This is a genomic window from Algimonas ampicilliniresistens (assembly GCF_030159955.1).
GTDB lineage: Bacteria > Pseudomonadota > Alphaproteobacteria > Caulobacterales > Maricaulaceae > Litorimonas > Litorimonas ampicilliniresistens.
Genome location: NZ_BSNK01000002.1, coordinates 1061340 through 1072988, shown reverse-complemented (window position 1 = coordinate 1072988; position 11649 = coordinate 1061340). Strand labels below are relative to the sequence as shown.

The window sequence follows — 11649 nt, the reverse complement described above, 5'->3', positions numbered from 1 at the left end:
CTTTCACGGCTCGTGTTTGTGGATCAATTCGGTGTCGGGGCAACCATGAAGTCATCAACTAGAGGAAATTTGCTTCTCGAGCTCATTGCCGTCTCCGATAGACTCGGCGACGGCACCCAGACCCGTTCATTACTCATTGAGCATGCGAATGAGCAACTTGATGAGCTGTGGAACGGTGCGGACCAAGGCTCCATCGATCCGGAAGCCGTCGATCAAGAACAATTGTTTGCAGCCTTGGATACCTTATCCAAGGCTGAAGAAACCGAAGCCTTGAGCGCGCTGATTGCCCGGCTCAAGGCCTTGGCTGAACACGATGCTTTGGACCAAAGAACACGGTTCGAATTCCGGAGCATAGCTGTACGGGCCTCCGGCCGTGAGTGCTGCCACAACGAACTCCGTGCCGCCTATGATGCTCTGATCGAGAGCGGTGGCCCCGGCCTGAACCCGGACGATATCCACCAGATCAATGTCGAGTATGCGACCAGTCTTTTGGAACGCGGGAATAAAGCCGCTTACATCGCCGAAGTGCGTGAAAGACTCGACCGGATATCGCCGGGTTACCAAGCGCGTGTTGGCGTTGATAAATCTGGCGGAACCCCTGAAAACCCTAAATCTAGTCTATTTAAACGCCTATCTAACCGCCTGCAGGCTGAAATACGGGATACTCCTGTGCAGGGTCCGGAAATTGATCAGCAGGTCAATGCGGCCAATACGTTGCAGAGTCAGGGACAAAACGAAGCTGCTTTCAAAGCGCATATGGAATTAGCGCAACAAGGTGTGACGGCGTCGCAAATGTCCATCGGCACTTACTACCAGCTCGGCATGGGGTGTGATGTGGACTACGAAGCCGCGCGCAAATGGTATGATTTAGCCGCTGACGGTGGAAATAACATGGCCCATCTTTATCTCGGCGCATTGCAGCAGATGGGTTTGGGAGGACCGACCGATATCAAGGCTGCCGTTGAGCATTATCGAGCTGCAGCGGCATCGGGACTGGCAACAGCCTATGTCAATCTGAGTGGCCTGTTGGCAAATATCGGCTTTCGCAGCGTGAGCGACCTGCCCGCGAGTTGCGAATGCGTATTTCGAGCTTGGGAAATCGATCCGTCCACGAGCCTGGATACGACGTTGGTCTATTACGCCAGCCCTCTGGACCAGTTGACGACAGCCTAAAACGGCTCAAACGCAATCCCGGCACTGGTCCAGAATTCGTTAGGCGCCTCGTATCAGAGGCCGTAGACTTCCTTGAAAGCGTGTCGCAATGCCTCGACATCCACTTTTTTGTCGGTGGTTGTTCCTATGGCCTGTTTCAGTGCCGCGCGAACAACAGATCCAAGCACATTCCCGACCTTGCATGTGGCATACAGTGGATAGCGGAATGATGGATCGGACCGGATATCCGTCCAATCGCCACCGATTTTGACCGGAACGATGAGCGTGCTGTTGGCATTGCCGATCGGAAACGTCTTTCGAAAATCAACCCAGAGCGCTTCAGGAGCCAGTTTGGAGGGCTTGACATCAGACGGAGCTATGACCGGGCACGAACCGAATGGGTAGCCAATATTGCGCGTCTCTATAACCACGTCACCATCAGGATGATTGACAAGGGTCGCTTTCAGGGCGGCACCGGTGGGAGACAGACCCAATCGGCTCGCTTGTATAATTCCCAAGATAAAAATTTCGCGTAATATATCTTCCACTGAAATGCCCGGCAGGCAGAGACCTGCCAGCAATAAATTTCGGTACGCCGGATAAGCACGAACGAGGTCAAGCGCGACACCCGCCTTAGCCCGCTTGATGATCGGATCGCCCCCCGCCCTTTTGAGCATGGGTCCGTAGAGCTTGTGTTCCCGCAAAGCGTCGCGCTCAGCGTTAGCTCGCCGCATCTGACGCGACGGAAGCGTGTCGAACCAGGTGACACCGTCGCGACCCACCGTGAAATTCTGTTTATGGCGGCTGATCTGGTTTTGATAGAAGGCACGCTTCGACGGCGGTTGACTTGCCTCTGTTCCAGCTAAATGCGTGTCGATCAAATTGTCGAATTTATCGATGTGGCGCTGGAAGTCGAATTTTCCAGACGTGATGAAATGGTCATAAGCCCGCTGCGCCATCTCACGCACAAGACGTTTATCTTTGATCTGCGCAATGACCTCCGGAATGTTGGAGTAATCACTCTTCAGTTCAATATAATGTTCGCCTGCGCTCATGAAACCGCCATAACGACCCTCCAATTGCACCATGGCGGAACCCGTCGCGGCGGCTTCCAGCATGCGCGGTGAAATCGTGTCGATACTGTAGCGACCGTCTTGGCGGCGGAAAACATCGTCGCGAACCGTGTCGAAATCAGCACGTGGAAACGCCCTGCGATAGGATGCCGTTTCCTTAATGATGCGCCCGTTGAAATCAATAACACTAGATCCGCTGGGTGTACCCAATTGGGTACGGCAGCTCTGTAGGAAACCAAGCCAGCGATCGCCGGATAGACGATCGGACTCATTGATGGAAATATTGACGGACAATCCTGCTTTTCGGGCAGGCTCGGCAAACATCTCCGTGATTTTCTGTTTCTGATAACCCAATTCACCCAAATAGAATGGCGATATCCGGCCTCGAAAACCCACGTCGATGGACTTGTTATCCAAGGTAAAAAGGCCGGGCTTACGCAATTTTTCGTCGACATAGCCCGTCAGAACTTGATTGACGGCTTTGAGGGTCGGAATGCGGCGCTTGGAATAAAACACGTCGTGATCTTCCGGATTGACACATGTGAAAACCAGATCGACCTTCATTCGACCCAGAATGTCCGCCACAGTATTCACTTCCTGATATTCGTCCTGCAGGAAGACAAGTTTCAGGGCACGCGTCTCTGCAAATGCCTCGATTTGCTCATCGGACAGGTACAGGGGCCAGAAATTATGCGGCACCATGACGGCATCGAAATCGTCAAAATCCACCTGTTCAGGATCGAAGTCATAAACAAAATTATGGAAGTAGTAGTCATGGCGCGAAAGGCGCGGATAGGCCGACAAATACTGAACGAACTGTGTCAGCTGATGGTAATCGTAGAGGGAGGATAGAACCAGAATGCTACGCTTCATCTGACCCTCCGATCTGAGCATCAATCGTATCGCGCAATCCGACCTTGAACGGAATATATTTTCGATCCGGGCATTTCGCGGCGAGCCTTTCGATCTCTGGAACAAGACGGGCGGGTGTTCCGTCCGTAGCGTTTTGCAACAGCGTTTGCCCCATCTGAGCCGCAATCATTTCTGCGATTTCAGCAAGTGTAAACTGTTCCGGCGAAGCCACATTATAGGTGCCCGACCAGCGTTTCAGCGCGGCGCTCGCAATAATGGCGGCAGCATCTTCGACATGTATCGGGGCCAATGTTGGCCCGGTTCCACCTTGCAAGTCAACGGCGCGCCCATTGGCGACCCGGTCTATGATAGCTGGTAATAGCTTGTCATACTGTCCGGGGCCGTAAGGCATGAAAAAACGCAAACGGGACACGGCAAACTGTGACTCATAAGTCCGACTAATAGCTTCGGCGGCAAGTTTCGTTGTTCCATTGAGCGAAGTCGGGCTCAGCGCCCGGCTCTCGGCTAAAACCCCGTCATAAGGTTCGTACACAGACCCAGTGGAACAGTGCACAAACGAGTCCGCACCGGCTTTTGCAGCATAATCCAGTAATTCGGACATAGCCCGGACATTGATACCGAACACCTCTGAAGCCGTATCGGGAAAACCGCGATAATTTGGAGATTGCGCCATATGGATCACTGCATCAATCTGTTCCGGCAAGACCGCGATTGACAAAGGCGTGTTGAGATCATGAACAACCGCGTTCGAACCACCCTGCCCGGCTGTTCTTACCACAGGATAGAGATCGGCATGCATTGATAGATGGCGCATAACGGACTGGCCGATAAACCCAGTTGCACCGGTCAGTAGAATTTTGGGCTTTGCGGAGGCTTCCACAGTTAAGCCGCTGCTTTCGGGGCTTCCGGTTCGGGCGTTGCGGGCTGCAGGTCCTGACTCTGAATCCATTCATTCAGATAGAGGAGTGACCAGATCAACAGACGACGGTTGGTTTCGCCATTGAGGTGATCCTCCACGAGATCGCCCATGACATTTGTATCGACGATCTCTGAAATGGCGGGTTCGTCTTCGAGGAGTTTGCGCCGCACAAAATCAATGCTTTCGCCCTTGAACCAGCTTGCATCGGGTGCGGAAAAACCTTGCTTGACTGCATTGGCAATCTCGTCCGGAACATGGCGCGACATAACCTCACGCAGCGCCAGTTTACCATCCTTGGTCTTGGCAAAATATTTCTCGCCCTTAGCGGATTTGTTTTCATCCATTCTGACCACTTCCTTGAGGTTCTTAACCTTCAGATGGGCAGGCAGACGCATAGCAAAATCGGCAAGATCATTATCTAGAAATGGCACGCGTGTCTCAAGACTGTGAGCCATGGACAGCTTGTCTTCCATTACCAGCAATCCATTCAGGAACGTCTTGGCCTCGAAATATTGGGACAAATTCAGGCAGTCCTCCGCCCGCAACCGCCCGCTAGTTTGAACCTGATCGAAAACACCGTGAAAGATTTCGCGCGTGTCGACATGGGCCGACGCATCCAGCGGTCCGATCAGCGCATCGAATGCCTCATTGGGCACAAGCCGTTGCCAGAAATCATAGTAAGTGTCAGCGTAGCTCGAAAAGTCAGTTTTAGTGGCGGCCCGATAATAACGCCATGGATAACCTCCAAACAGCTCATCACCGCCGCCACCCGACAAGACGACCTTGACGAAACGGCTCGCCAGTTTGGTTGCATACCAGTTCGGGTAGCACTGCCCCACACGCGGCTCTTCCTGGTGGCCGACAATGAGCGGTAGGGCGCGCTCCATGTCGCCAGCTTTCAGAACAGCTTCATAATGCTCGGTCTTGAACAGGTAGGACATGCGCTCTGCTTTGGCACGCTCGTCATAGCCTAGCTCAACGCCTGAGGCGGAGCTCATGTCAAAGCCCACGGTGAACGTCTTCATATAAGGCAATTCGCGCGCGGCCAGCGCCGTGATCGAACCGGAATCGACACCGCCCGACAAATACGACCCGATATCGACATCCGACACAAGCTGGCGCGAAACGCTTTGCCTGAACAAGTAATCCAGTTCCTCGAAAAGCTCCGCATCGGACGGCGGATTTTCCGGCTCCTGAAAATCAAAGTCCCAATAGCGCACAGGCGCAGGGACGGCGTCGCGGGTCACGTGCATGACTGACCCCTGTGGCATCAGGCTGACGCCTTGGTAGAGGGTACGGTCTGTGAATATGTTCTGGAACGTCAAATACTCAACCAGAGCCTTCTGGTCCAAAGACGTTCGAAAGCCCGGATAGGCCTGTAGCGCTTTGACCTCCGAAGCAAACAACAAGGTCCCGTCAGTTTGCTTGGACCAGTAAAGCGGCTTGACGCCAAAACGGTCGCGCGCGAGCGTCAGTCGTTCCTCTACAGAATCCCATAGTCCAAAGGCAAACATGCCGTTGAAACGTTTGAGGGCTGCATCACCCCATAAGATCATGGATTGCAGTAAGACTTCCGTGTCGCCATCAGTTTCGAACACCACACCTTTGGCTTCGAGTTCCGTGCGCAATTCACGATAGTTATATAGCTCACCATTATAGGTGAGGTGGTAGCGTCCGTCGCGCGAATGGAAGGGCTGGCTTGAGGCGTCAGAAAGGTCGATAATCGAGAGGCGGCGATGCCCTAAGGCGACAGGCCCATCTGTGAAATGACCGAAGCCGTCCGGCCCTCGGTGCACGATAGCCGATACCATGGGCGCAAGCGCGTTGACGGTCGCGGGGCGCCCCCTTCGGTTGAAAATACCTGCTATGCCGCACATTAACGTCTACGCTCCTTAATCAAGCCGCAGACAGCTATGCGGATCGGAGCTTGTCGCGCCGCAGGGCCACTTCCTTGATATTGTTCTGACGCCATTCAATGACACGCTCTAGACCATTGCGCAGCTCGACTTTGGAAACAAAACCGATTTCTTCGGTCGCCTTTTTCGGACAGCCGATCCGATTTTTGACAAAAGTCGGGCCTGCTGGCTCGTAACGGATCTTCAGGTCAGTACCAGTGAGCTCCAGAAGCATTTCGGCCAATGCCTTGATCGATGTGCGCTTCCCCGTTCCAACATTGTAGAAGCTGGCCGTCGTGTCCGCTTTCATAGCGCAAACATTGGCAGCGGCACAATCCTCGACATAGACGAAGTCGTAAGCCTGCGATCCATCACCATAGACGACCGGGGCGATACCCTTGTCGATATTGTCGAGGATCTTCATGATAACGGCAATATACGCGCCATTATAATCCTGACGCGGGCCGTAGACATTCATGTAACGCAGCCCGACTGCGGGCAGGTCGAAACGGTGCGCAAACGCGGTCAGCATGGCTTCACCCGCAATCTTGGTCGCACCGTAAAAATTGGTATTATTGAGCGGATGATCTTCGGTCATCGGTTCCTGCACGGCGTCTCCATAGACAGACGCGGAGGAGGACCAAACTAATCGTTTCACATTTTTTTCGACGCAGGCTTCCAGCACGTTGAACGTACCGCGAATATTCACATCAAATGCGGAACGCTGATATTCCTGACACTGTAGGAGCCAGAGTGCGGCGAAGTGAAACACGCCATCTGCGCCGTCAAAGGCCGACGCCAGAATATCGGATTGGAGGATGTCGCCACCAATATCGTAGATCTTGCAGCGGTCATCTGACAGCGCACCTTCGAGATTGGACACGCGACCGCGCACGAAGTTGTCAAAGACAAGCACTTCGCCAACATCTTCGCGCAGCAGGGCATCAACCGTGTGCGACCCAATAAGTCCGCCGCCGCCGACGACGACAAGTTTCTTGCCTTTGATATCCATGGGTATGTCCTTGATAGGGTAACGAATTAGGCTCTGTTCAGAGCTTGACGATACGCGTTTTGTTTAGCGCGTCCGAGTCGGGAATCGGGGGTAGGTTGTGAGAGGCCAGCACTGTATTGACGGCTTCGTCTTTCAGTATGCGGTTCTTGATGTCGAGCCCTGTTGCAACATCGGTCAAGGCTATCTGTCGCCCTTCATGCAACACTAAGACTTGATTACACCAACGTTTAATAAGTGCGTCAACGTGTGTTGCCAAGACCAAAATATGTTCCTCATCGAACATCGCTTCGATACGTTGCTGCGCCTTGTCGACGAACCGTGCGTCGCCAGCGCCAATCCATTCATCCATGATATAGATTTGCGCGCTCATGCACGTAGCGATTGCGAAACCAAGCCGCGCGGACATACCGGTAGAATAAGTACGAACCGCCCGGTCAATGTCATCACCTAACGCCGCGAAATCGAGGATCTTAGGGAGGTAACCTTCAATCGCTTCGCGGCTCAGACCAGCCTGTCGTCCGCGCCTGTAAATGTTGGACATGCCCGTATCATCGACGACCATTCCGGTCTTGGCGGAAATCAAGCCGGCCACGCGACCAATTCGGATGACCCGGCCTTTCGTCGGCTCATAGGTTCCGATCAAAGTCTGGATGAGGGTTGATTTCCCCGCACCGTTGGCCCCGACGATGCCGAGACGGTCGCCGGTTCGCAGCGTAAAATTGACATCATACAAACCGAGCTTGAATTGATCCTTGGTAGGGTTACCGCGAAGCATATTGCCTACGGACGCACGAAACGTCCGGCTTTCGGCCAGACCGAGCGGAAAAGCGACCTGTAAGTCGGTTGCAGAGAGACGTGGTGGATACATGAGCCGTTACGACCAGTAAGTCAGCTTGCGCCGGTATTTTGCGAAGACAATGATAGCTATAATCCAGGCCACAATGCCGAGCGCCGCAGATACGATGTAGATCTTGGCACTTGGAATATTCCCCATGAGCGGATCGCGCGCCAAAGTTAGCATGTAGTAAAACGGATTAAGCTCAAGAAAAAGACGTTCCGGATAGGTTTCTGGAATGTCCCGCGCACGCCAGAAAACTGGGCTGAGATAGAAACCAAACTGCATCAGGTTAGACACGGCTGGACCCAAATCCCGCATCCGCGCCGCCATAATACCCAGCACAATTCCCGCAGGCAGCAAGACAAAGCCCATAAGTACTAAGCCTGGGATCACCATAAACATCGAAATGTTGGGACCAATAAAGAGAAGCGCGACCAAAAACAGCGTCGCCAGATTGAACGCCAGCATGACGTAATTACGAACAAGGATACGGAACGGAATTTCCGCAAAAGAGAGCTGAAACCCTGTTGTGACCGGTGTGGTGTACATGTTCGCACCTTCCACAAGAATGCTGAAAATGAACGACCACAAAACAACACCGCCTGTAACGTAAGCGACATATTCACGAAATTCCGCAGCAGGAATATTGAGCAGTAATTTTCCGAGCGCCATAAACCCGAGCACGAAGACAACAGTGCTGACAAGGTTCCAAAATGGACCCAATACGGAACGCCGGTACCGCGTGGTAACATCCTCAACACCATCAGAGAAAACGGTACGCCATCGATGCCGAATAGACAGAATATCCGCCCAAGTCGCCGCGCCCGGACGACGGGCATCAGAGATGAAAATCTCCCGCCCAGCAACCGCCTTACGGCGTTCCCGTTTGCTTACTTTTAAATCGGGTGAAGACATGGATGGTTCAATGATCCTTGGTCGTGTGTCGGCTCGGCGTTCGGTATGAGGATATTAAAGCCGACGCATATGCTTCATAGTGATAGGCATCACGAGCATGACGGCTCGCATTGAGCGCCTTCCTATTCACGAATTCGCGGTCCGTGGCAAGCTGGTTTACGGTGTCCGAGAGGTCGTGAATGGTGCGGTCGTCATATATTCGGCCGCACTCACCTTGGGTAATTATCTCGGCGACAAAAGGCAGATCCGTCGACAGTATCATTAGTCCAGCCATCATGAATTGGCCGAGCTTGTTTGGGCAAGCAATCGCATGATTTTCCACGTCGCTGGCATATGGGATCAAACCGATATCCGCGAAGGCCGCCCCTGCAATTAATTGGTCTTCGGACAAGCTAGGAAGAAAGAAGATCGATTTGTCTAAAAGGCCTGACGCATGGGCCGTTTTTAAAAGCGCGTCTCGGCGTGTGCCGTCGGGGCCGCGCAAATATAGATCCGCCCCTCTCACACTCGACCAGGATTCGATAACACGGTCCACACCGCGTTCCGGCGCGAAACCACCTTGGAACAACACGCTGAGCCGTCCCTCGCGCCCTTGGGTTTGATGCGGCGGGGGAAGCGGATCAAAATCGATCTCAGCTAGCGGCGAAGCATTGGGAAGCAACGCGAAGGGCACAGTCGGAAAGCGCGCTTGCCACAAGTTTATCAGCGGCGTGGACACACCCAAAGCCGCATCGGCGTGGGAGACGCCGGCTCGTTCTATCATGCGGAACAGACGCCTCGGGCGTGGGCGTAGCAAATAGGCATCCGGCCCGTATTCATGAGCATCAAAGACCAGCCGCGCCCCACAAGCGCGCTTGAGCGCCACGGCCGCCAGCAGACCGTCCGGGTCATGGGCGTGAATGATTTGCGGTGGATTTTCCCGCGCCTGCGCGACCAGAGCATCGGCCAGTGGCAACACATGATCCAGCAGATACCAGCGATAACCTTCCAGCGCGATCCATGCTTCGCCCAGCCGCCCTTTGGTCAGTTGACGCAACGCACGGCGAAACACGCTCTGCGCCGATAAAGGCGACAGGAGCGCAATAAGAGGCTGCCAAAAACGATTCCGGACCACTCGCCCCGCATGACGCAACCGGTTGGACACACCTTCGCCTTTAGGCAGGGCGCGTAGGCCGACATCCATTCGGCGCAGGACAGCCCGGATCAAACGCGCAGCCATCCTCAGGCTCCGCACGATTATCATGATAAAGAGTAGCGGCACTCCAATGACGATCAGGAACGGCGACAGGATAAGAAAGAGCGCGCCGAGAGCACCCGCGTCACGCGGGTGCAAGCGAAGACCGAGTCGATGCAGATGCATTAGCCCCCTCGCCCACCCCACACGACCGCCGGGCGCAGGAATGACGGTTTCGCCGGGTCCGGACGGCGTTGGCTCCGCCCGATGGTCCAACCCAAAGACATGCACGTCATAGCCGTGCGAGCGCGCGAAGTCGGCCGACCAGCCAATGCGCGGATCGGCATGGGGCGGGTGGGCACAAACAACCCAAAGGCTTTCGCCCGTTCCGCTCATGCCGGGATATCTGCAAACAGCCTTAGCCACCGTTCGCGCAGTCGCGACCTTCGGCCATAGGGATTATCGGACGCCAGCTGCCGAACTTCCCAGGCGATGAACCGCCAGAACAGACGATCGCGGACGTTCAGCGTCCAAAGTCTGCGCGCACGGTCGATTGTCCAACGCGGCGGTTCCGGCGTGTCGCACTCTAACCGACGGTCCCACTCGTCGACAAAATCGGGATAGGCGGCTCGGCCAGCCTCCACAATATCGCGAAAGGCCCGATCAGCGACCGCGTCTATAACATCGTCATCCTGCAGGGCGACCAGCACTGCGTCTAGGTTGGAGAAATCCTCTTCAACCGGAATGTAATGGACGTCAGCCTCCAGCAGACCGTTATAGGCTCCACGCACGAGACATTGTGCCGTGCGGGTCGCCGCGGCCTCCAAGTGACGCGGAGACAGCGCGCGGAGAGGTAATTCCCCGTCGCGGTCAGGAAATACGGCGTCGCGTACCTGCTCGAATGTGGCCGTTGGATGATCTGCGCGGTACGCTTCGACCGCCTGTTTCAATGATCCGTCGCGATCAAGAATTGACGCTCCGCCCTCCACGCCAATCACGGCGCGGCTGTCCGCGAGATATTTGATCCACGCTTTTCCAGACACTGTATCCTCGTCATCAAGCGAAATATCGGCCTTGATTCCAGTTCGAACTGCGGCGGCGGCGAAGACTTCACCGATGCGTACTTTTAGCTGCCCAAGTGATCCTAGCCAGTCCGCCGCGCGCCAAGCCCGGTAAGTCAGACCATGAGGACGCTCTGTGATTGGACGGTGGCACGCCTTTGCATAAGCGACCGTGTCTGGATCCAAATAGCCTGTCAAAACCTGCTCATAAGCCACTTCAGATGGAGCATTCGCATAGATGACCGCGCGCGCATCCGCCCTGGCGCAACTCATCACCAAGCGCGTTCCTGTCATCTCGATCAGCTTATCGAGCAAGTCGGTATGAATAAATTCGTCCTGTGGTTGAGCAATCTTGAGACTACGGTGAGTTTTCAGCGGGGTCAAAATCGGTGCGAAACGGCGGAAAACGGCCTCGCTCCAGCGCATCCCGCACAGCGATGTGTGCAAAACAACCACATCAGGATCAAGACCTTCAATAAATCGCCAAGGCAATCCCATTGCGATGTTAACATAGGCCACACGGTGCGAACTGTACCGCCGCCAACAATAGAGATGGCGCTCTATCGTGTCGCGCAGCGGGAAAACGCCGCGCGTATAGTAGAGAACGAGAATCGTCCGTTGAGCCATCGGGGTAAGCGCACCGAAAAAATCCGAAACGAGACGCCGCGGGGTCGTTCGTCCTCGGTTTAAAGAAATATGATCCGCGCCTTTTCTATCTGCCCTTACCTTGCAGGTCG

Annotated in this window: 9 protein-coding genes; 1 reads left to right on the top strand and 8 read right to left on the bottom strand. The window is 54.6% G+C overall.

The genetic code is table 11. The features are described from left to right. Positions 1 to 69: 69 nt before the first annotated feature. Positions 70 to 1173, top strand: a complete 1104-nt coding sequence (locus tag QQL54_RS12980; protein WP_284391475.1) for a tetratricopeptide repeat protein — start codon at positions 70 to 72, stop codon at positions 1171 to 1173. 53 nt (positions 1174 to 1226) lie between these two features. Here the strand turns inward: QQL54_RS12980 and QQL54_RS12975 are convergent, their stop codons facing one another. From QQL54_RS12975 to QQL54_RS12940, 8 genes are read right to left on the bottom strand one after another with little or no spacing between them, the layout of a single operon-like run. Beyond that, positions 1227 to 3098, bottom strand: coding sequence for a hypothetical protein (locus QQL54_RS12975; RefSeq protein WP_284391472.1), 1872 nt, complete (start codon positions 3096 to 3098; stop codon positions 1227 to 1229). Further along, the gene (locus QQL54_RS12970) at positions 3088 to 4047 is read right to left on the bottom strand and encodes an NAD-dependent epimerase/dehydratase family protein (protein ID WP_284391469.1); all 960 of its coding nucleotides are present in this window, start codon (positions 4045 to 4047) and stop codon (positions 3088 to 3090) included. The genes QQL54_RS12975 and QQL54_RS12970 overlap by 11 nt, the downstream gene beginning before the upstream one ends. Next, a complete protein-coding gene (gene asnB / locus QQL54_RS12965; RefSeq protein ID WP_284391466.1) occupies positions 3981 to 5894 on the bottom strand; it encodes an asparagine synthase (glutamine-hydrolyzing) in 1914 nt (637 codons plus the stop codon). The genes QQL54_RS12970 and asnB overlap by 67 nt, the downstream gene beginning before the upstream one ends. A gap of 34 nt (positions 5895 to 5928) precedes the next feature. Continuing rightward, on the bottom strand, positions 5929 to 6924 hold the full coding sequence (locus tag QQL54_RS12960) for an NAD-dependent epimerase/dehydratase family protein (protein ID WP_284391460.1): 996 nt from the start codon (positions 6922 to 6924) through the stop codon (positions 5929 to 5931). A gap of 37 nt (positions 6925 to 6961) precedes the next feature. Then, positions 6962 to 7792: an ABC transporter ATP-binding protein gene (locus tag QQL54_RS12955; RefSeq protein ID WP_284391457.1), complete on the bottom strand. Its 831-nt coding sequence runs from the start codon at positions 7790 to 7792 to the stop codon at positions 6962 to 6964. Positions 7793 to 7798: 6 nt separating this feature from the next. After that, on the bottom strand, positions 7799 to 8677 hold the full coding sequence (locus QQL54_RS12950; protein ID WP_284391454.1) for an ABC transporter permease: 879 nt from the start codon (positions 8675 to 8677) through the stop codon (positions 7799 to 7801). A 7-nt stretch (positions 8678 to 8684) separates the two neighbouring features. Continuing rightward, positions 8685 to 10247 (bottom strand): glycosyltransferase family 4 protein, encoded by a 1563-nt coding sequence (locus QQL54_RS12945; protein ID WP_284391451.1) that lies wholly within the window; start codon positions 10245 to 10247, stop codon positions 8685 to 8687. Then, the gene (locus tag QQL54_RS12940) at positions 10244 to 11539 is read right to left on the bottom strand and encodes a hypothetical protein (RefSeq protein WP_284391449.1); all 1296 of its coding nucleotides are present in this window, start codon (positions 11537 to 11539) and stop codon (positions 10244 to 10246) included. Before QQL54_RS12940 ends, QQL54_RS12945 begins: the two co-directional genes overlap by 4 nt. Positions 11540 to 11649: the final 110 nt, after the last annotated feature.